Here is a 19,827-nt window from a genome sequence, read left to right as displayed (position 1 = left end):
TCCACGCCGGTGGGCCAGCACCTGGCGCGCCGCTCGGCCGACACGCTCAAGAAGCTCTCGCTCGAGCTCGGCGGCAACGCACCCTTCATCGTGTTCGAGGACGCCGACATCGATGCGGCGGTGGAAGGCCTGATGGCGGCCAAGTTCCGCAATGGCGGGCAGACCTGCGTGTCGCCCAACCGCGTGTTCGTGCAGGCCCGGGTGCATGACGCCTTCGTGGACCGGCTGGCCGGGCGCGTCGGTGCGCTGAAGGTGGGCCCGGCGAGCGACGCAGCCTCGCAGATCGGGCCGATGATCAATGCGCGCGCGGTGGAGAAGATCGAGCGCCACGTGCAGGACGCGGTCACCAAGGGCGCCCGGGTGCTCGCCGGTGGCAAGCGCCTCGCCGAGCTGGGCCCGAACTATTACGCGCCCACGGTGCTGGTGAACGCCGACGCCACGATGGCCTGCAGCTGCGAGGAGACCTTCGGGCCGGTGGTGCCGGTCACGCGCTTCGACAGCGAGGCCGAGGTGATCGCGGCGGCCAACGACACGCCCTTCGGGCTGGCGGCGTACTTCTACTCGCAGGACGTGCGCCGGATCTGGCGCGTGGCCGAGGCGCTGCAGACGGGCATCGTGGGGGTCAACGAAGGCGCCCTCGCCGCCGAGGCCGCCCCCTTCGGCGGCGTCAAGGCCTCGGGCTACGGACGCGAGGGCTCGGTGCACGGGCTGGACGACTACCTGCACATCAAGTACGTGTGCCAGGGCGGGCTTTCGTAGGCGAGCAGGCAAAAAAAAACGCGGGCAATGCGCCCGCGCCGTTCATTCCGGTCGAAACCGGACTCAGACCGCCATGATCGACACCGACTTGGTGTTGAGGTAGGCCTCCATCGCCTCCGGTCCGCCCTCGGAGCCGTAGCCCGAGTCCTTGATGCCGCCGAAAGGCATCTCAGGCGAAGGCGCGGCCGGCTGGTTGATCCACAGCATCCCGACCTCCACCTGCTGCGACAGCAGGTGCGCGTTCTTGATCGAGCGGGTGAAGGCGTAGCCCGCCAGGCCGAAAGGCAGGCGGTTGGCCTCGGCGATGGCCTCTTCCAGCGTGTCGAAGCCGCGGATGGCGGCCACCGGGCCGAAGGGCTCGTTGTTGAACACGTCGGCGTCCAGCGGCACGTCCGTCAGCACGGTGGGCGCGAAGAAGTTGCCCGACGAGCCCACGCGCTCGCCGCCGGTCGCCACGGTCGCGCCCTTGCTGCGCGCGTCGTCCAGCACCTGGGCCATGGCCGCGAGGCGGCGCGCATTGGCCAGCGGCCCGAGGGTCGTGCCCTCGGCCAGGCCATCGCCGAGCTTGAGGGCTTCGGCATGCTTGACCAGCGCCTGCGCGAATTCGGCCTTGATGCTGTTGTGCACCAGGAAGCGCGTGGGCGAGATGCACACCTGCCCCGCATTGCGGAACTTGGCACCACCCGCAGCCTTGACCGCCAGGGCGAGGTCGGCATCGTCGGCGACGATCACCGGCGCATGGCCGCCCAGCTCCATGGTGGCGCGCTTCATGTGCTGGCCGGCCAGCGCAGCGAGCTGCTTGCCCACCGGGGTGGAGCCGGTGAAGGTGACCTTGCGGATGATGGGGTGCGCGATGAGGTAGCTCGAGATCTCGGCCGGGTTGCCGAACACCAAGCCCACGGTGCCGGGCGGCACGCCGGCGTCGACGAAGGCCTGCAGCAGCGCTGCGGGCGAGGCCGGGGTCTCTTCGGGCGCCTTGGCCAGGAAGGAGCAGCCGGTGGCCAGCGCGGCGCCGAGCTTGCGCACGACCTGGTTGATGGGGAAGTTCCAGGGCGTGAAAGCGGCCACGGGGCCCACCGGCTCCTTGAGCACCAGCTGCTGCGCTGCCAGGTTGCGCGAGGGCACGATGCGTCCGTAGACGCGGCGCCCTTCGTCGGCGAACCACTCGATGATGTCGGCGCCCGCCAGCACCTCGCCGCGCGCCTCGACGAAGGGCTTGCCCTGCTCCAGCGTCAGGAGGCGGGCGATCTCGGGGGCACGCTCGCGCAGCAAGCCCGCGGCACGGCGCATGGTGGCGGCGCGCTCGTTGGCGGGGATCTTGCGCCAGGCCAGGAAGCCGCGCTGCGCGGCTTCGAGGGCGCGGTCGAGGTCGGCGATGCCGGCGTGCGCGACCTTGCCGATGGGCTTGCCGGTGGCCGGGTTGACGACGTCCAGGGTCTTGCCGCTCGCGGCGTCGCACCATTCGCCATTGATCAGCAGGCGGGTGTCAACGTAGCTCGATGTGCTCATGTCGGTCCTTGGGTTCTTTCAGGGGGAGTTGATGCCGGATTCGGACGGGAGCGGGCGCGAGGCCGTCCCGTGCGTCATTGTCGCCCGGCTCGGCGGGCCGCTCCCGCGGGCGGCGCAAAGCCCCTTGCGCCTGAGCTTCACGTCGCGGGACCGGGGGCGTTGTCGTGGACACAAAAAAGCCCGCCTCGGGTGAGGCGGGCTTTTGCAGGAGATCGACGCTTCAGCGGGTGGGCTTGAAGGCGCGGCGCTGGCCGTCGCGCGGCGCGAAGGCCTTGCCGGCCCCATGCGCGCCGCCGTTGCCGCGGGGGGCACCAGCACCGGCGCGCGGGGCGCTGTCGCCCCAGCCGGACTTGCGGCCGTAGCCACCGGCCTCGTCACGGCCCCTGCCCTGCCCCTGGCCCGGGGCCTGGCCCTGGAAGCCGCGCGAAGGCGCATGGCCACGCGCCGGGCCGCGGTCGTTGAAGCCGCTGGCATTGGCATAACCGGCGCGCGGGCCGCCGAACTTGCGGTCGCGCGAATGGTTTTCGCGGTTCTCGCGGCCGCGGCCGCCGAAGTCGCCCTGCGGACGGGCCTGCGGGAAGCGCTGCTGCGGCTCCAGGCCGGGGATCACCTCGGCAACGAAGGGCTGGCGGCTGTAGGCCTCGATGTCGAAGATCTTGCGGCGGTCGCGGAACTCCGCGAAGGTCACGGCCAGGCCGTCGCGCCCGGCGCGGCCGGTGCGGCCGATGCGATGGGTGTAGTCCTCGGCCTTCATCGGCAGGCCGAAGTTGAAGACGTGGGTGATGGTCGGCACGTCGATGCCCCGCGCGGCCACGTCGGTCGCCACCAGGATCTGCACCTGGCCCTGGCGCAGCGCCATCAGCCGGCGATTGCGCAGGCCCTGGCTCAGCGCGCCGTGCAGCGCCACGGCGCTGAAGCCGCCCTGCTGCAGGTCGCCGGCGAGGCCGTCGCATTCGACCTGCGTGCTGCAGAAGACGATGGCCTGGTTGATGCTGGTGTCGCGCAGCCAGTGGTCGAGCAGCTTGCGCTTGTGCTGGGCGTTGTCCGCCCAGAACAGCACCTGCTTGATGTTGGCGTGCTTTTCCTGCGGGGTGTCGATGGTCACGCGCTGCGGCTCGCGCATCACGCGCTGTGCCAGCTGCTGGATGCGCGGCGCGAAGGTGGCGCTGAACATCATGGTCTGCTGGCGCTCGATGGTGAGCTGGTTGACTTCGGCCAGGTCGTCGGCAAAGCCGAGGTCCAGCATGCGGTCGGCCTCGTCGACCACCAGGAACTTGACCTGGTCGAGCTTGATCTGCATCGAGCGCTGCAGGTCGAGCAGCCGGCCGGGCGTGGCGACCACGAGGTCGGCGTTCTGCAGGCGGGCGATCTGCAATTGGTAGGGCATGCCGCCCACCACATTGGCGATGCGCAGGCCCCGGCAGTGCTTCACCAGGTCGATGGCGTCGTGCGCCACCTGCTGGGCCAGCTCGCGCGTGGGGCACAGCACCAGGGCGCCGGGGGTGGCGGCCTTGAAGTGGCGCGGGTTGGTCGGGTCCTTGCGCTTGCTCTTCTTGGGCAGCGCTTCGCCGCGCGCAGCGGCTTCGGCGGCCTGGCGCTGATGCTCGGCCTTGGCCGCGGCCGCGGCTTCGGCCTGGTGCTGCAGCAGGGTGTGGAGCACGGGCAACAGGAAGGCGGCGGTCTTGCCGCTGCCGGTCTGGCTGGAGACCATCAGGTCGACGAAGCGGGCGGCGCCGTCGGTGCCGCCAGCGCCCATGGCGCGCGGGATGGCCTGCGCCTGCACGGCGGTGGGCTGGGTGAAGCCGAGGTCTTCGACGGCGGCGATCAGTTCGCTCGCGAGGCCCAGTTGAACGAAGCCGTTGGGTTGCTTGGGCTCGGCCGCTTCGACGGCGTCGAGTGCCTCGAAGACTTCGAATGTTTCGGTGTGGGGGGTGGAAGGCGACTCGCCGCGGGCGGCAGCAAAGTCATCGGATTGCGCAGGCACGAACTCGCCCTGCGCTTCAAAAGCGTCGGTCATCTAAAAAATCCAAGTGCGGGCGCCGCCGTGAGCGGCACCCCGTCGGGTGGCGAAAACATCAACCATCCAACGACATTTCAGCCTGGGCTGACGCCTTGGCTGCGGCCCATTCGATCGGGCGCGGTGTGCAAGATAGGGAGATGCGAGAAGCGCTTCGGGCACCTTATTGAAAGGCATCCTCCAAAGCGAAGCCTGCGATTATTGCATGGCTTCGGGGTTTTCACCTAATCCTGCAGGCGCAGGAAGGTATCGCGATAGTGCGCCAACTCCTCGATCGACTCGTGCACGTCGGCCAGCGCGGTGTGGGCCTGCTGCTTCTTAAAGGCGTTGTAGGCGGCCGGCTTCCAGCGCTTGGCGAGCTCCTTGAGCGTGCTGACGTCGAGGTTGCGATAGTGGAAGTACGCCTCCAGCTTGGGCATGAACTTGACCAGGAAGCGCCGGTCCTGGCCGATGGTGTTGCCGCACATCGGCGAGCCGTTCTTCGGGATGTAGCGCGAGATAAATTCGAGCAGCTGCTGCTCCGCCGCCGCCTCGTCCAGCGTGGAGGCCTTGACCTTGTCGATCAGCCCGCTGCGGCCGTGCGTGCCCTTGTTCCAGGAATCCATGCCGTCGAGAACTTCGTCGGTCTGGTGGATCACCAGGACCGGGCCGTCGATGCGCGGCGTCAGCTCGGGGCCGGTCACGACCACGGCGATCTCGAGCAGGCGCTCTTTCTCGGGGTCGAGGCCGCTCATCTCGCAGTCGAGCCAGACGAGGTTCTGGTCGCTCTTCTTGAGGGTGGTGGCGGTCGCGGCCGCGGTCGTGGCGATGGAATCGGGCATCGGCCGATTGTCGTCGATGACCCTGTGCTTGAACGGGGCTGCCTGCGGGCTAAACTCGCTGCGCCATGGCCTCTCCCCTGCCCGCTTCGCTGCTGCTGACCCTCGCCTTCGCGCTCGCGCTGGTCGCCGGCCTGATCGTGAAATTCTGGCTGGCCACCCGGCAGATCCGCCATGTGGCACGCCACCGCGACGCGGTGCCTGCGGCCTTCGCGCAGGCCATCACGCTCGCGGCCCACCAGAAGGCGGCCGACTACACCATCGCCAAGACCCGCTTCGGCCTGCTCGAGATGGTCTGGGGCGCCATGGCGCTGCTGGGCTGGACGTTGCTGGGCGGCCTGGACTGGCTCAACAAGCTGCTGCTCGACGCCCTGGGCGGCGGCATGTGGCAGCAGCTCGCGCTGCTCGCCGCCTTCGCGCTGATCGGCGGGCTGCTCGAGCTGCCCTTCACCCTGTGGCAGACCTTCCGGCTGGAGGAACGCTTCGGCTTCAACAAGATGACCTGGCGGCTCTGGTTGGCCGACAGCGTCAAGGCGCTGCTGCTGGGGGCGGCGATCGGCCTGCCGATCGCCGCGCTGATCCTCTGGCTCATGGGCGCGGCCGGCCAGTTGTGGTGGCTGTGGGCCTGGGGCGCGTGGATGGGCTTCAACCTGTTGCTGATGCTGGTCTACCCGACTTTCATCGCACCGATCTTCAACAAGTTCCAACCGCTGGACGACGCCACGCTCAAGACCCGCGTCACCGCGCTGATGAAGCGCTGCGGCTTCGCGGCCAAGGGCCTGTTCGTGATGGACGGCAGCACGCGCAGCGCCCATGCCAACGCCTACTTCACCGGCTTCGGCGCCAGCAAGCGCGTGGTCTTCTACGACACGCTGCTGCGCCAGCTCAACGCGGGCGAGGTGGAGGCTGTGCTGGCGCACGAGCTGGGACACTTCAAGCACCGGCACGTGCTCAAGCGCATGGCGGCGATGTTCGCGCTGAGCCTGGCCGGCTTCGCGCTGCTGGGCTGGCTGTCCGGCCACGCCTGGTTCTATACGGGGCTGGGCGTGCAGCCCAACATGACGGCACCCAACGATGCACTGGCGATCCTGCTGTTCATGCTGGCGGTGCCGGTGTTCGGCTTCTTCGTGGCGCCGCTGCCGGTCCTGATCTCGCGCCGGCACGAGTTCGAGGCCGACGCCTATGCGGTCGCCCAGACCAGCGGCGCCGACCTGTCACGGGCGCTGCTCAAGCTCTACCAGGACAACGCCTCGACGCTCACGCCCGACCCGGTGTTCGTCAAGTTCTACTACTCGCACCCGCCCGCCTCCGAGCGCCTCGCGCGCATGGCGGCGGCCTGAACCTCCGACCCCTGGAAAGACGATCATGAGCAGCATGCTGAAGCCCATCGACTGGAAGACGAAGACGCGCCGCGCGCTGAGCGCGACGGAGATCGTGTCCCACCTGGCCCGCGTGGACGGATGGAAGCTCACCGGCGACGGCGCCGATGTCGCGATCGAGAAGACCTTCAGCTTCTCCAACTACTTCGAGACCATCGCCTTCGTGAATGCGCTGGCGATGGTCGCGCACAAGCAGGACCACCATCCCGATCTCTCGGTGCACTACAACCGCTGCGTTGTGCGTTTCAACACGCACGACGTGGGCGGCCTCTCGGGCACCGACTTCGATTGCGCGGCGCAGGCGGATGCCCTGCTGGCCGCCTGAGCCGATGGACCGCCCCCTTGGCTAAACCCGCGCGCCCCCGGCCGCGCGGCGATGCCGAGGGGCAGACGGCACGGCGCGACGGACTCGTCGTCGCCAGCCACGGCCGCCACTGCGTGGTCGAGACGCCCGAGGGCGAGCGCGTCATCTGCCATCCGCGTGGCAAGAGGAGCCAGGCCGTGGTTGGCGATCGCGTGCGCTGGCAGGCCAGCGAGGACGAGGGCACCATCGAGGAAGTGAAGCCGCGCAGGAACCTGTTCTATCGGCAAGACGAGATCCGCACCAAGTCCTTCGCGGCGAACCTCGACCAGGTGCTGATCCTGATCGCGGCCGAGCCCGAGTTCTCAGAGACACAGCTGGCGCGTTCGCTGATCGCCGCCGCGGCCGAGCGCATCGCGCCCATCATCGCGCTCAACAAGAGCGACGTGGTGGGGCCCTTCGAGCGGGCCTGGGAGCGGCTCGCTCCCTATCGCCGCATGCACCACGGCGTACTGCCGCTGTCGCTCAAGGCCTCGCCCGAGGTCGATCGCGCAACCCTGATGAAGCTGCTGGCCGGCAAGACCACTCTGGTGCTCGGCCCCTCCGGCGTGGGCAAGAGCACGTTGACCAACCTGCTGGTGCCCGCTGCGCGCGCCACCACGGCCGAGATCTCGCAGGCGCTCAACTCGGGCAAGCACACCACGACCACCACCACCTGGTACTGGGTGGACGACGAACGCAGCACCGCCCTGATCGATTCGCCGGGCTTCCAGGAGTTCGGGCTGAACCACATCGAGCCGATGCAACTCGCCCAGCTCATGCCCGACATCGCCGAGCACGCCGGCAAGTGCAAGTTCTACAACTGCACGCACCTGCACGAGCCGGGCTGCGGCGTGATCCCGCAGGTGACCTCGCCGGGCCATCCGGGGCCGATCAGCCCCTCGCGCTACCGCATCTATGGCGAGCTCTTCGCCGAACTGAGCCAGCCCCGCCATCGATGAAAGTGCTGCTGTATTCCCATGTCTTCCATCCCTCGGTCGGCGGCGTCGAGACCGTGTCGCGCGCGCTGGTCGAGGGCTTCGTGGCCCGCGGTGTCGATTGCAAGGTGGTCACGCAGACGGCGACCGGCGAAGGCGAGGATTTCCCTTTCGAGGTGATCCGGCAGCCCTCGGGCCAGCGCGTGCGCGAGCTGCTTCGCTGGGCCGACGTGGTGCTGTTCAACGGCGCGAGCCTCGCGCTGCAGCCCTGGGTGCTGCTGTATCGCAAGCCCTTCGTCTGGGTGCATGTGGGCTACCAGGCCAGTTGCATCGACGGCGCGGGCTGGGTCGACGGCAAGCCTGCGCCGCTGGCGCCCTTCGCTTCCTTTCTTTTTCACGCGCGCCGCAGCGGTTACGCGAGCGCGACCAAGGAAGGCTTGAAGCTGCTGTTGCGTCGCAGCGTCGCCAGGTTCGGCGTGACGCGCAACGTTGCCATCACCGAGTGGATGAACCAGGCGCTGCCGCTGCCGCGGCAGGTGCAGATCTACAACCCCTTTCCGATCGAGCGCTTTCGGGCGGCCGATCGAGAAGGCGCCGAGTACGAGTTCTTCTACATGGGACGGATGGTGCAGGAAAAAGGCGTCGACACCTTGATCCGCGCCTTCGCGAAGCTGCTCCAGCGCCACCCCGGCCGGCCGCGCTTGCTGCTGATCGGGGATGGCGGCGCCCGCCCCGAGATCGAGCGCCTGGTCTCGGAACTGGGCGTCGCCCCCTCGGTACGCTTCGTCGGCGCCCAGTCCGGCGAAGGCCTGGTCGAGTGGGTCTCGAAGGGGTTGATCGGCGTGATCCCCTCGGTGTGGTACGAGCCCATGGGCGGCGTCGCGGTGGAGCTGCTGGCGGCCGGCAAGAGCTTGATCGTATCGGCCCAGGGCGGGCTGGCCGAATGCGTGGGCGATGCCGGGCTGACCTTTCCGAACGGTGACGATGAAGCGCTGGCCGCGCAGATGCAGCGCGTGCTGGACGATCCTGCCCTGCGCGCGGCGCAAGCGGCGAAGGCGCGCGAACGTGCGGCGAGCTTCATGCCCGGGCGCTTCGTCGCCCAGTACATCGAGATGCTGGAAGGGATCGCGCGCAGGGCCTGAAACGCCGAGCGCCTCAGCCCAGGATGTCCGCCAGCGCATCGACCAGCGCGCTGCACTGATCGCGCGTGCCGATGCTGATGCGCAGGTACTGCGCGATGCGCGGCTTGTCGAAATGCCGCACCAGCACTGCACGGGCGCGCAATGCGGCAGCGAGCGCCGCCGCATCGTGCGCGGGGTGGCGCACGAAAAGGAAATTGGCCTGCGAAGGCAGCACCTCGAAATCCAGGTCCTCGAGCTGCAGCGTCAGGCCCTCGCGGATGTCCATGACCTCGTGCCGCGTGTGGGCGAACCAGGCCTCGTCCTCGATCGCGGCGATGGCGCCGGCGCTGGCGAGCCGGTCGAGCGGGTAGGAGTTGAAGCTGTTCTTCACCCGCTGCAGCGCCTCGATCAGATGCGCCTGCCCGCAGGCGAAGCCCACGCGCAGGCCGGCGAGCGAGCGCGACTTGGACAGGGTCTGCACCACCAGCAGGTTGGGGTGCCGGTCGATCAGCGGCAGCGAGCTCTCGCCGCCGAAATCGACATAGGCTTCATCCACCAACACCACGTGCCGCGGGCATGCCGCGAGCAGGCGTTCGATGGCATCGAGCGGCAGCCCGATGCCTGTCGGTGCATTCGGGTTGGCGATCACGACGCCCGCGCATCCGCCGGCAGCGCGGGCTGCCATTGCGGGGATGTCGATGCGCAGCTCCTCGTCGACCGGCAGCAGCTCGCAGGCGATGCCGTAGAGCTGTGCATAGACGCGGTAGAAGCTGTAGGTGATGTCCGGGATCAGCAGCGGCTCGACCTGCTGAAAGAAGGCGAAGAAGGCGTGGGCCAGCACTTCATCGGAGCCGTTGCCCGCGAACACTTGCGAGCAGTGCAAACCGTGGCGCGCGGCGATCGTCTCGCGCAGCGCCACCGATTCGGGGTCGGGGTAGCGCTCGAGTCCCTCCGAGGCGGCCCACTCGATGGCGTCGAACACCTGCGGCGATGGTCCGAATGGGTTCTCGTTGGTATTGAGCTTCACCAGCTTCGCAATGCGCGGCTGCTCGCCCGGCACATAGGGTTCGAGCGCCGCGATGCGCGGACTCCAGAAGCTAGGGACGCTGCTGCTCAACGGGACGATCCGATCAGCCCAGCAGCCGCGCCAGCGTGAGCAGCGCCAGCAGCACCATCCACATCACGACCGAACGCCAGACCAGGCCGACCACGCTGCGCAGATGACCCGGCTCGGGCTCGCGTCCCGGGGTGCTGCCGCTGTCGGGACCGCGCGCGCCGGCCACCGGATCGCCGGCCTGGGCACGCGACAAGGGGTCGGTCAGCGGCACGGGGCTCAAGGTGCCGCCGCCCAGCCTCACATTGACCGCGCCAGAGGTCGCGGCCAGGATCACGCCGTCGTTCTCGTTGGGAAAGCGCCGGGCGTCGTTGCGCCAGCAGTCGATCGCCTCCTCGAAACTGCCCACCACGGCAAAGCCGATCGCCGTGATGCGGGCGGGTACCCAGTCGATCACGGCCCAAGCCTGGTCGGCCGCCTTCTGCACCCACACGCTGGAAGGTTGGACCGAGGCATTGTTCTTGTGCGCCCAGTAACGCGAAACGAATTCGCTCATGCGGTAGAACACGGCGCCGGCCGGCCCCAGGCCGAAGGCCGCGAGGATCGAGAACCAGGCCAGCACGCCGAACACGTGGCGGTGCGCCGCGATCACCGAGTGCTCGATCACATGGCGCACGATCTCGCTGCGCGGCAAGTCGGCCGCATCCACGCGCTGCCAGTGGGCGAGCAACGAGCGGGCCAATGCCTCGTCCCCGATGTCCAGGGCATCGCGGATGCCGGTGAAATGGTGGCTGAACTGCCTGAAACCCAGCGTGACGTAGAGGATCGCCACGCTCCACAGTACGGCGAAAGGCAGGCCCAGCGTGAGCACGAGCAACCAATGCACGCCGAGCGCGAGCACCGTGGGCACCAGCACCGCCAGAGCCCAGGCAACCCACCCGTGATGCGGCTTGCCGGCGTCGAAGTTGCGGCTGGTCCAGCGCGTCCAGGCCAGAACGCCGCCGTACACCGGGTTGTGGTAGGCGAGCGGCCGCACCTGCTCGATCAGCAAGGCGCACAGGATCGCGAAGAAGCTCATCCTTCTGATGATAGCGAGTGGCCCCTGCCGCCCTGCTGCAGCGGTTACGCTGACGTCAGCAGATCAGGCAGCCAGAAAGCGGTACAGGTTGCGCAGCATGCCGGCGGTCGCGCCCCAGACATAGCGCTCGTGCGGGCCGTCCTGATAGGGCATCGAGAACCACTCGCGCGACTTGAGCTCGTCGTCGATCAGGGCGTGGCGACGGTGGTTGGCCGGATCCATCAGGTAGGCCAGCGGCACCTCGAAGGCCTCGGCGACTTCATACGGATTGAGAGTCAGCTCGAAGTCCGGATGCACCAGGCCGACCACCGGCGTCACGATGAAGGAGGTGACGGTCGTGTAGGTCGGCAGCTTCCCCAGCACTTCGATGTACTCGGCCGACAGGCCGACCTCTTCCCACGCTTCGCGCAAGGCCGCCGCCGAGACGTTCGCGTCCTCGGGGTCGACCCGGCCGCCGGGGAAGGCCACCTGGCCCGAATGCGTCGACAGGTGGGCGGTCCGCTCGGTCAGGAGCACGGTGGGCGCCTCCCGCATCACGATCGGGACCAGCACCGCAGCCTGCGCAGGCGGGCGGCTCGTCAGCTGCGGCTCGCGCCGCAACTCGGGCGTCCAGGCGGGTGGAGCCGCAAAGCGCGCACGCAGGGCCCCTGCATCGAAATGAGCGGCCGGAATGGCCGGGAGCGCGGTATCGACAGCGATCACCGGCACCTGGCGCGGGTCGAAAGAGGGCAGCGCCGACGGCAGGACGGCATTGACGGTCTCTTCGGCGGGGGCGGCGCGCATGGCGGGTGATGAAGCGGTCAAGTAAGGGATGTACCGAGTAAAACGCAAAACCGCGTCGCCTGTGACGGGCGACGCCACGATAAAAATCACGATCGCCCCGATTCGTCGGGGCACCAACGCAAAAAGCCGCCTGGAGTGGCGGCTTTTTGCACGGCGGGAGGCACTGTTTACTGAGCAGCCGCTGCGGAGGACTTGCCGGGCAGCTTTTCCTTGATGCGTGCCGAACGGCCGCTGCGCTCGCGCAGGTAGTACAGCTTGGCGCGGCGCACATCGCCGCGGCGCTTGACTTCGATGCCGGCGATCAGCGGGCTGTAGGTCTGGAAGGTACGTTCGACGCCCTCGCCGCTGGAGATCTTGCGCACCGTGAAGCCGCTGTTGAGGCCGCGGTTGCGCTTGGCGATCACCACGCCTTCGTAGGCCTGCACGCGCTTGCGATTGCCTTCGACGACGTTCACGCTGACGATGACCGTGTCACCGGGCATGAAATCGGGAATCTTCTTGCCGAGCCTGGCGATTTCTTCCTGCTCGAGGGTCTGGATGAGGTTCATGGCTTTCCTGGATTCGATCGTGCACGCGCTACACAAGGGGCGTCTTGCAATCCGGAAAGATCGGGGCGACGCGGCCGGCAGAGGATCGGGGAACCAAAGATTATAGCTTTTTCTTGAGCGCCTTCTCATCCGCCGCGCTCAGCCGGCCGGCGGCGCGCGCCGCCTCGACCAGTTCGGGCCGCTTCTGCGCGGTGATGGCAAGCCGCTGGTCGCGCCTCCAACGCTCGATCTGCTCGTGATGGCCCGAGAGCAGCACCGGCGGCACGCCCTGCCCTCTCCATTGTTCGGGCCGGGTGTAGTGGGGACAGTCGAGCAGGCCGTCCAGCGCCGGATTGAAGCTGTCCTGGATATGGCTGGCCTCGTCGCCCAGCACGCCCGGCTGCAGCCGGGCCACCGCGTCCAGCAGCGCCATGGCGGGGACCTCGCCGCCCGAGAGCACGAAATCGCCCAGGCTCAATTGATGCGTGACCCGCGCGTCGATGAAACGCTGGTCGATGCCCTCGTAGCGGCCGCACACCAGGACCGCGCCCTCGCCGGCGGCCCAGTGCTCGACGGCTTCGTGCCGCAGCGCTTCGCCGATGGGCGAGAACAGGATCACCGGAACCGCCGCTCCACGGGCGGCCAGCGCCGCGTCGAGGCAAGCCGACAGGGGCTCGGCCATCATGACCATGCCCGGCCCGCCGCCGAAGGGGCGGTCGTCGATGCGCCGGTAGTTGCCTTCGGCAAAATCGCGCGGGTTCCACAGCACGACTTCGACCTGGCCGGTCTCGAAAGCGCGGCGCGTCACGCCGCTCGCGAGGAAGGGCGCAAACAGCTCGGGGAACAGGGTGATGACGTCGAAGCGCATGGGCGCCGGGGACCGATGTGGCTCAGTAGTCGGGCTGCCAGTCGACCGTGATCAGCCGGCCCGGCAGGTCCACCTTGTCGACGAAGGCCGAGACGAAAGGGATCATGCGCTCGACCGGCTTGCCGGCCTCCAGCGCATCCAGCACCAGCGTGGTCTGCGGTCCGGTGGCCAGCAGCTCGCGCACCGCGCCGAGCGCAACGCCCTCGCGGTTCACGACGGGAAGGCCGATCAGGTCGACCCAGTAGTACTCGTCATCCGCGGCGGTGGGAAAGCTCGAGCGCGGCACGAACACGCGCGCGCCGCGCAGGGCCTCGGCCGCGTTGCGGTCAGGCACGTCCTCGGAGGAGGCGACGATGCAGTCGGAATGTTCCTTGGCCTCGCGGATCGCAAGCCGGAACGCGCCGGTCGTCTTGCCGCCGGGCGGCTGCAGGAACCAACGTTTGGAGGAGAAAAGCGCCTCGGGCCGGGCGCTGTGGGGCAGGACCTTGAACCAGCCCTTGATGCCCCAGGCATCGGCGATGCGCGCCACTTCGATCGCATCCGCCGGCAGTTCGGCGGGTTCGAGCGTGGGCAGCATCGCCGGAACGGGCGGCTTAAGCGGCCGCCTTGGGGGCCGCGGCAGCGGCCTGCTTGATCAGGCGGGTGACGGTGGGCGAGGCTTGCGCGCCGACACCCTTCCAGTAGGCCAGGCGATCCTGCGCAATGCGGATGCTTTCCTCGTTGTCCTTGGCGGTCGGGTTGTAGAAACCCAGGCGCTCGATGAATCGGCCGTCGCGGCGCACGCGCTTGTCCGACACGACGATGTTGAAGAACGGACGACCTTTGGAGCCGCCGCGGGAGAGTCGGATCACGACCATGATTTATCCTTCGGGTGGTGCGACGAACACTGAAATCGGTTCGCCCACGGAGTTCTTCCAGCGTCGAGACACGCGACATGGCCACCCGGCCAGCGCACGCTGAAAAGCCCGCGATTATAGCCCGAGCGACATTTCCCACCATTGCCGGCCTCTGCCGGACCTTCCGATGACCGCCATCCGCCCCAGCCGCGACGAAGACATCGCCGCGATCACCGCCATCTACGCCCACCACGTGCTGCACGGCACAGGCACCTTCGAGACCGAGCCCCCCACGGCGGCCGACATGGCGGCACGGCGGGCCGACGTTCTCGCGAAGAAGCTGCCCTACCTCGTGGCCGAGCGCAACGGCGAGCTTATGGGCTTCGCTTACTGCAATTGGTTCAAGCCCCGCCCGGCCTATCGTTTCTCCGCCGAGGACTCGATCTACCTGGCCGAGGCCGCGCGCGGCCAAGGCATGGGCGCGCAGCTGCTGGCGGCCTTGATCGAGGCGGCCGAGGCGGCCGGCGTGCGCAAGCTGATCGCGGTGATCGGCGACTCGGCCAACGGCGGCTCCATCGGCGTGCACCGTGCGCAAGGCTTCGAGCAGGTGGGCGTGCTGAAGAACTGCGGCTGGAAGTTCGGCCAATGGCGCGACGTGGTCCTGATGGACAGGGTGCTGGGCCAGGGCAGCGAGACGAGCCCCGAATGAAGAACAAGACCGTGGCCGCCTGGCTAGCCTTCCTCGGCGGCCCGCTGGGCCTGCACTGCTTCTACCTGCGCGGCTTCGGCAGCATGCTGGGGTGGCTGCTCCCCATTCCGACGGCGCTGGGGCTCTACGGCATCGAGCGCGTGCGCCTCTATGGCGTGGACGACGCCTGGAGCTGGCTGCTGCTGCCGCTGTTGGGCTTCACCATCGCGGGCTGCGCCCTCACCGCCATCGTTTATGGCCTGATGACGCAGGAGAAATGGAACGCACGCTACAACGCCGGCGCACCGCCCGATGCGACGCCCGGGCGCAGCAACTGGCTCACCATCGGCGCCGTCGTGCTGGCCCTGTTCTTCGGCAGCACCATCCTGATGGCCAGCATCGCCTTCAGCTTCCAGCGCTTTTTCGAGCACCAGATCCAAGAGGGCCGCAGGATCTCTCAGTAGCCTGAGATCAGAAGACCTGCAGCCCGATCCAGTACGCAACCGCCGCCACGAAGGCCGAGGCCGGGATCGTGAAGATCCAGGCCCAGACGATGTTGCCGGCCACCCCCCAGCGCACTGCGCTGGCGCGCTGCGTCGAGCCCACCCCGACGATGGCGCCGGTGATGGTGTGCGTGGTCGACACCGGGATGCCCAGGGCCGTGGCGAGGAACAGCGTCAGCGCCCCGCCCGTCTCGGCGCAGAAGCCGCCCACCGGCTTGAGCTTGGTGATCTTCTGGCCCATGGTCTTGACGATGCGCCAGCCGCCGAACATGGTGCCCAGCGCGATTGCCGCGTAGCAGGTCGCGATGGTCCAGGCCGGTGGGGCTTCGGCCGTGGCGGCCGCATGTCCGGTCGCGATCAGCAGCATCCAGATGATGCCGATGGTCTTCTGGGCATCGTTGCCGCCGTGGCCCAGGCTGTAGGCGCCGGCCGAGACCAGCTGCAGCGTGCGGAACCACCGGTCCACGCGCGAGGGCGTCGAGCGGCGGAACGCCCAGGCGACGAACACCATCATCATCGAGCCGAGCAGGAAGCCCAGCAACGGAGACACGAAGATGAAGGCCACGGTCTTCCAGATGCCCGCGGCGACGAGCGAGCCGGCCCCGGCCTTGGCGATGACCGCGCCCACGATGCCGCCGATCAGCGCATGCGAGGAGCTGCTGGGAATGCCGTAGTACCAGGTGACGAGGTTCCAGCTGATGGCGCCCACCAGCGCCCCGAAGACCACGTGCACGTCGACCACCCCGGGCTGCACGATGCCCTTGCCGACCGTGGCCGCCACGCTGAGATGGAAGACGAAGACCGCGATCAGGTTGAAGAAGGCGGCGAAGACCACCGCATGGCCCGGCTTCAGCACGCCGGTGGACACGACTGTGGCGATCGAATTCGCCGCGTCGTGAAAGCCGTTCATGAAGTCGAATGCGATGGCCAGCGCGACCAGCAACACCACCACCCAGAGGGCGACCTGCACCGTTGCCATTCGGCGCCCGCGCTCAGGAATTCTCGAGGACGATGCCCTCGATCACGTTGGCCACATCCTCGCACTTGTCGGTGATCCGCTCGAGCAGCTCGTAGATCGCCTTGAGCTTGATCACCTCGCGGACGTCCGGCTCCTCGCGGAACAGCTTGCTCATGGCGCTGCGCAACACGCGGTCGGCGTCGGATTCGAGGCGGTCGATCTCCTCGCAGGTCTTGAGCGCGGCTTCGGCCGTGGCCGGCTCGCTCACCCTGCCAAGAAACTTGACCGCGTCCTTCACTCGCTCGCAGCACTTGGTGCTCAGGGCGGTGAGGCGCATGATCTCCTCGGTCATGTGGCGCACGTCGTATAGCGCCATGGTTTCGGCCGAGTCCTGGATCAGGTCGGCGACGTCGTCCATCGTGTTGATCAGCTTGTGGATCTGCTCGCGGTCGATGGGGGTGATGAAGGTCTTGTGGATCAGCCGATTGACGTCATGCGTCACACGGTCGGCGGCCCGCTCGGCGTTGTCGACGTCGCGGTTGTACTGCTCGCGCAGGTGCAGGTCGTTGTAGTTGGCCACCAGCTGCTCGAAGGCGCGCGCGGCTTCGACGATGCGATCGGCATGCTGATTGAACATCTCGAAAAAATTCCCCTCGCGGGGCAGCAGCTTGCCGAACATGGCGTCTCCTGGGGTTCTCGGCTATCACCGACCCGTGACGCCATCATGAAAAAAACCTGGCAAGTGTAATGGGCAAGCGCCGCCGGGGCGGGCTCAGAGCCGTTCGATGGGCTGGCCGGCCACCCGCTCGAGCTGGGCTGCCGTCACCAGCGCCGGGGCGATTTCGGCCAGCGGCAGCAGCACGAAGGCGCGTTCGCTCATGCGCGGGTGCGGGAGCGTCAGCACGGCGCTCTGCATCGTGGCGTCGCCGTGCCGCAGAAGGTCGAGGTCGAGCGTGCGCGGCGCGTTGCGATAGGGCCGCGCGCGGCCAGCCTCGGCCTCGAGGCGTTGCAATTCGGCCAGCAGGGCCAGCGGGTCGAGGCTCGTGCGCAGCTCGACCACGGCATTGATGAAATCGGGCCCCTCGGCCTCGAAGGGCGCGCTGCGATAGAGCGAGGAGCGCGCGGCAAGCCGCGTGTGCGGCAGGGCTGCCAGGTCGTTCATCGCACGCCTCACCGTTGCCTGGGCGTCGCCGAGGTTGGCGCCGATCGCGACGTAGGCCGGCGTGTCGATGGTCACGTCATTCGGCCGCGACGCTGCTGCCCGCCTCGCCGCCGGTACGCGGCTTGCGCCGGCGGCGGCGCTTGCGCGGCGCGGCGGCGGCGAACTCGCCATCAGGCGGCAACGCCTGGTCGGCACCGTCGCCGGCGGGCGCGGCCGCCGGCGCCACGGTGCGCGCGGGGGCGCGCTGGCGTGTCCGCTTGTGCTGCTCGTCGCGCACCTGGTCCAGCAGGTCCTGGCGGCGCACCTCGTCGGAGGTGCTGCTGAACTCCTGCCACCACTCGGCGATTGCCTCGCTCACCTCGCCGACGTCGGCGCGCAGGCGCATGAAGTCGAAGGCCGCGCGGAAGCGCGCCTGCTCGACCAGGCTATAGGGCGTGGCGCCGCTGCGTTTGTCGAAGCGCGGCTGCATCATCCAGATCTCGCGCATGTCGGCTGCCAGCTTGCCGCGCCCGGAGACATCGCCGATGCGCGCGTTGAAGACGTCGTCGATGGCGTCCTGCAAGGCCGGGAAAGAAGCCTGTGGGCGCTGGCCGTGGCGCCCCTCGCTGCGCTGCGCCCAGCCGTCGCGCACGTCGGCCCACAGCACGCAGGCCAGCAGGAAGCTCGGCGCCACCGGCTTGCCTTCGCCGACGCGGCGGTCGGTGTCCTGCAGCGCGGCCTTGACGAAGGGCTGGTCGGCCCGTTCGACGATCACGTCGAGCAGCGGGTAGATGCCGGTCGACAGGCCCAGCTTTCGCAACTGCGCGACGGTGGCCACCGCGTGGCCGGTCTGCAGCAGCTTGAGCATCTCGTCGAAGAGGCGGCTCTGCGGCACGTCGGCCAGCAGCTTGCTGCAATCGACCAGCGGCGCCAGCGTCTTGGGCTCCATCGAGAAGCCCAGCGCCGCGAGCTTGGCCGAGAAGCGGATCGCACGGATGATGCGCACCGGGTCCTCGCGGTAGCGCGTGCTTGGGTCGCCGATCATGCGCAGCGTGAGCTTCTTGGCGTCCTTGATGCCGTTGTGGTAGTCGACCACGATCTGGCTCGCCGGGTCGTAGTACATCGCGTTGATGGTGAAGTCGCGCCGCGCGGCATCTTCTTCCTGCGGGCCCCAGACGTTGTCGCGCAGCACGCGGCCGCTCGCGTCCACCGCATGCTTCATGCCGGCGAGCTCGCCCTTGCTGGTGCGCTCGTTGCCGGCCACCTGCTCGGCACCGGTGCTGTCCATGTAGGCGCGGAAGGTCGAGACCTCGATCACCTCGTGCTCGCGCCCGCGGCCGTAGACCACGTGAACGATGCGAAAGCGCCGGCCGATGATGAAGGCGCGCCGGAACAGGCTCTTGACCTGCTCGGGCGTGGCGTTGGTGGCCACGTCGAAGTCCTTGGGGCGCAGGCCCAGCAGCAGATCGCGCACCGCGCCGCCGACCACGTAGGCTTCGAAGCCGGCGCCCTGCAGCGTGGTGACCACGTTCCTGGCGCGCTCGTCCACCAGCTGGGGATCGATGCCGTGCACCGTGGCCTGCACCTCCTGGCGCTTGCCGAAGCGGTTCTTGCCGCCGGGGCCTGTGACGCCGGACTTGCCCAGGAGTTTGTCGATGAATTTCTTGATCATTGGAAAGCTTCGGCGCGGGACGCGCCCTCATTCATTTTCAAGCATGGACCGGATCAGCGGGATCGTGATCGCACGCTGGGTCTGCAAGGCATAGCCGTCGAGCTGCACGAGCAACTCCATCAGGCTGCCCAGATCGCGGCTGAAGCGGTGCAGCATGTAGTCGAGCACCTCGTCGGTCAGCATCACGCCGCGGCTGTCCGCGGCTTGCCGCAGCACCGCGCGCCGTTCCGATTCGCTCAACACCTGCAAGTGGAACACATGGCCCCAGCCCAGGCGCGTGCGCAGGTCCTCGCGCAGCGGCAGGTCGGCCGGCGGCACTGCGCCGGCCGCCACCACGCCGCGCTGCAGGCTCTGCGCATTGACGAACCAGTTGAAGGCCGCGTGCTGCTGGACCGCGGTGTAGAGATGAACGTCGTCGAGCAGTACGGCGCCCCAGCGCTCGTCGAAGTCGGGCGGGTCCGAGAGCCCCGCGTGCAGCCAGCCCACGCCCGCCCCCTGCTCGCGCAGCGCGCTTCGCACCGCCTCCAGCAGATGCGTCTTGCCGCTGGCGCTCTCGCCCCACAGGTAGGTCGGCACCGGCGAATGCAGCGTGCTGGAACGCGCATCGCCGACCCACAGCCGCAGATGGCGCAACGCCGGCTCGTTGGGCCCGGCGAAGAAGCCGGCCAGCGTCGGACCGGAGGCGAGGCCGATATCGAGCGCGAGCTGCTTCATGCCAGGGCCGCGAGAGGCGGCTGGTAGGGCGCGGATGACGCGGTATGAAGATTCATGGGACAGGCGGGAGCGCCGAACGACGAGCCGAAGGCGCGGGGCAGCGGGGCAATGGGGCCCTTAAAAT

The 19,827-nt window shown here is 68.5% G+C and carries 22 protein-coding genes; 7 read left to right on the top strand and 15 right to left on the bottom strand.

Going from position 1 to position 19,827, the window contains the following annotated elements; all coding sequences use genetic code 11:
• Positions 1 to 759: aldehyde dehydrogenase family protein (locus tag AC3A6Y_RS30570; RefSeq protein ID WP_487871970.1), on the top strand; the 759-nt coding region annotated here is incomplete at its 5' end.
• A gap of 63 nt (positions 760 to 822) precedes the next feature.
• Here AC3A6Y_RS30570 and AC3A6Y_RS30565 read toward each other — a convergent pair.
• From AC3A6Y_RS30565 to orn, 3 genes are all read right to left on the bottom strand, one after another.
• Positions 823 to 2,268: an NAD-dependent succinate-semialdehyde dehydrogenase gene (locus AC3A6Y_RS30565; protein WP_487871969.1), complete on the bottom strand. Its 1,446-nt coding sequence runs from the start codon at positions 2,266 to 2,268 to the stop codon at positions 823 to 825.
• Between the two features lie 220 nt (positions 2,269 to 2,488).
• Positions 2,489 to 4,285, bottom strand: a complete 1,797-nt coding sequence (locus AC3A6Y_RS30560) for a DEAD/DEAH box helicase (protein WP_487871968.1) — start codon at positions 4,283 to 4,285, stop codon at positions 2,489 to 2,491.
• Between the two features lie 224 nt (positions 4,286 to 4,509).
• Positions 4,510 to 5,106, bottom strand: coding sequence for an oligoribonuclease (gene orn / locus AC3A6Y_RS30555; protein ID WP_487871967.1), 597 nt, complete (start codon positions 5,104 to 5,106; stop codon positions 4,510 to 4,512).
• A 65-nt stretch (positions 5,107 to 5,171) separates the two neighbouring features.
• On the opposite strand from orn, the gene AC3A6Y_RS30550 reads away from it, so the two are divergent.
• Genes AC3A6Y_RS30550 through AC3A6Y_RS30535 form a run of 4 tightly spaced genes read left to right on the top strand, consistent with a single transcriptional unit; the run spans position 5,172 to position 8,902 of the window.
• Positions 5,172 to 6,443 carry a M48 family metallopeptidase gene (locus AC3A6Y_RS30550; protein ID WP_487871966.1) on the top strand — a complete coding sequence of 424 codons (1,272 nt, stop codon included), beginning with the start codon at positions 5,172 to 5,174 and terminating at the stop codon, positions 6,441 to 6,443.
• 25 nt (positions 6,444 to 6,468) lie between these two features.
• Positions 6,469 to 6,807: a 4a-hydroxytetrahydrobiopterin dehydratase gene (locus AC3A6Y_RS30545; RefSeq protein WP_487871965.1), complete on the top strand. Its 339-nt coding sequence runs from the start codon at positions 6,469 to 6,471 to the stop codon at positions 6,805 to 6,807.
• Between the two features lie 17 nt (positions 6,808 to 6,824).
• The gene (rsgA, locus tag AC3A6Y_RS30540; protein WP_487871964.1) at positions 6,825 to 7,784 is read left to right on the top strand and encodes a ribosome small subunit-dependent GTPase A; all 960 of its coding nucleotides are present in this window, start codon (positions 6,825 to 6,827) and stop codon (positions 7,782 to 7,784) included.
• Entirely contained in the window at positions 7,781 to 8,902 is a 1,122-nt protein-coding gene (locus tag AC3A6Y_RS30535) for a glycosyltransferase family 4 protein (RefSeq protein ID WP_487871963.1), read from the top strand. The genes rsgA and AC3A6Y_RS30535 overlap by 4 nt, the downstream gene beginning before the upstream one ends.
• 13 nt (positions 8,903 to 8,915) lie before the next feature.
• On the opposite strand, the gene hisC is transcribed toward AC3A6Y_RS30535, so the two are convergent.
• From hisC to rpsP, 7 genes are all read right to left on the bottom strand, one after another.
• Entirely contained in the window at positions 8,916 to 9,998 is a 1,083-nt protein-coding gene (hisC, locus tag AC3A6Y_RS30530) for a histidinol-phosphate transaminase (RefSeq protein ID WP_487871962.1), read from the bottom strand.
• A gap of 13 nt (positions 9,999 to 10,011) precedes the next feature.
• Positions 10,012 to 11,013 (bottom strand): CobD/CbiB family protein, encoded by a 1,002-nt coding sequence (locus AC3A6Y_RS30525; protein WP_106555187.1) that lies wholly within the window; start codon positions 11,011 to 11,013, stop codon positions 10,012 to 10,014.
• A 63-nt stretch (positions 11,014 to 11,076) separates the two neighbouring features.
• A complete protein-coding gene (locus tag AC3A6Y_RS30520; RefSeq protein WP_487871961.1) occupies positions 11,077 to 11,796 on the bottom strand; it encodes a CoA pyrophosphatase in 720 nt (239 codons plus the stop codon).
• A 167-nt stretch (positions 11,797 to 11,963) separates the two neighbouring features.
• The gene (rplS, locus tag AC3A6Y_RS30515) at positions 11,964 to 12,344 is read right to left on the bottom strand and encodes a 50S ribosomal protein L19 (protein WP_093106411.1); all 381 of its coding nucleotides are present in this window, start codon (positions 12,342 to 12,344) and stop codon (positions 11,964 to 11,966) included.
• A gap of 100 nt (positions 12,345 to 12,444) precedes the next feature.
• Positions 12,445 to 13,191 carry a tRNA (guanosine(37)-N1)-methyltransferase TrmD gene (gene trmD / locus AC3A6Y_RS30510; protein ID WP_487871960.1) on the bottom strand — a complete coding sequence of 249 codons (747 nt, stop codon included), beginning with the start codon at positions 13,189 to 13,191 and terminating at the stop codon, positions 12,445 to 12,447.
• 22 nt (positions 13,192 to 13,213) lie between these two features.
• Positions 13,214 to 13,768, bottom strand: a complete 555-nt coding sequence (gene rimM / locus AC3A6Y_RS30505; protein ID WP_487871959.1) for a ribosome maturation factor RimM — start codon at positions 13,766 to 13,768, stop codon at positions 13,214 to 13,216.
• A 16-nt stretch (positions 13,769 to 13,784) separates the two neighbouring features.
• The gene (gene rpsP / locus AC3A6Y_RS30500; RefSeq protein WP_106555183.1) at positions 13,785 to 14,048 is read right to left on the bottom strand and encodes a 30S ribosomal protein S16; all 264 of its coding nucleotides are present in this window, start codon (positions 14,046 to 14,048) and stop codon (positions 13,785 to 13,787) included.
• 166 nt (positions 14,049 to 14,214) lie between these two features.
• Here rpsP and AC3A6Y_RS30495 point away from each other — a divergent pair, with 166 nt between their 5' ends.
• Together AC3A6Y_RS30495 and AC3A6Y_RS30490 are read left to right on the top strand one after the other, a co-directional pair.
• Positions 14,215 to 14,736 carry an N-acetyltransferase family protein gene (locus AC3A6Y_RS30495; protein WP_487871958.1) on the top strand — a complete coding sequence of 174 codons (522 nt, stop codon included), beginning with the start codon at positions 14,215 to 14,217 and terminating at the stop codon, positions 14,734 to 14,736.
• Positions 14,733 to 15,179, top strand: coding sequence for a TM2 domain-containing protein (locus AC3A6Y_RS30490; RefSeq protein WP_487871957.1), 447 nt, complete (start codon positions 14,733 to 14,735; stop codon positions 15,177 to 15,179). Before AC3A6Y_RS30495 ends, AC3A6Y_RS30490 begins: the two co-directional genes overlap by 4 nt.
• A 7-nt stretch (positions 15,180 to 15,186) precedes the next feature.
• Here AC3A6Y_RS30490 and AC3A6Y_RS30485 read toward each other — a convergent pair whose 3' ends face one another.
• The 5 genes from AC3A6Y_RS30485 to hda form a co-directional block, all read right to left on the bottom strand.
• Complete coding sequence (locus AC3A6Y_RS30485) at positions 15,187 to 16,197, bottom strand: anion permease (protein WP_487871956.1); 1,011 nt, start codon at positions 16,195 to 16,197, stop codon at positions 15,187 to 15,189.
• 13 nt (positions 16,198 to 16,210) lie between these two features.
• On the bottom strand, positions 16,211 to 16,855 hold the full coding sequence (locus tag AC3A6Y_RS30480) for a DUF47 domain-containing protein (RefSeq protein ID WP_487871955.1): 645 nt from the start codon (positions 16,853 to 16,855) through the stop codon (positions 16,211 to 16,213).
• 93 nt (positions 16,856 to 16,948) lie between these two features.
• Positions 16,949 to 17,413 (bottom strand): 2-amino-4-hydroxy-6-hydroxymethyldihydropteridine diphosphokinase, encoded by a 465-nt coding sequence (gene folK / locus AC3A6Y_RS30475; RefSeq protein WP_487871954.1) that lies wholly within the window; start codon positions 17,411 to 17,413, stop codon positions 16,949 to 16,951.
• Between the two features lies 1 nt (position 17,414).
• Positions 17,415 to 18,989, bottom strand: coding sequence for a polynucleotide adenylyltransferase PcnB (gene pcnB, locus AC3A6Y_RS30470; RefSeq protein WP_487871953.1), 1,575 nt, complete (start codon positions 18,987 to 18,989; stop codon positions 17,415 to 17,417).
• 27 nt (positions 18,990 to 19,016) lie between these two features.
• Positions 19,017 to 19,703, bottom strand: a complete 687-nt coding sequence (hda, locus tag AC3A6Y_RS30465) for a DnaA regulatory inactivator Hda (RefSeq protein ID WP_487871952.1) — start codon at positions 19,701 to 19,703, stop codon at positions 19,017 to 19,019.
• Positions 19,704 to 19,827: the final 124 nt, after the last annotated feature.

This window comes from Variovorax sp. Soil_C_17 (assembly GCF_057657265.1).
The sequence above is the reverse complement of the archived record's forward strand: the minus strand, read 5'-3'. Positions and strand labels throughout refer to the sequence as shown.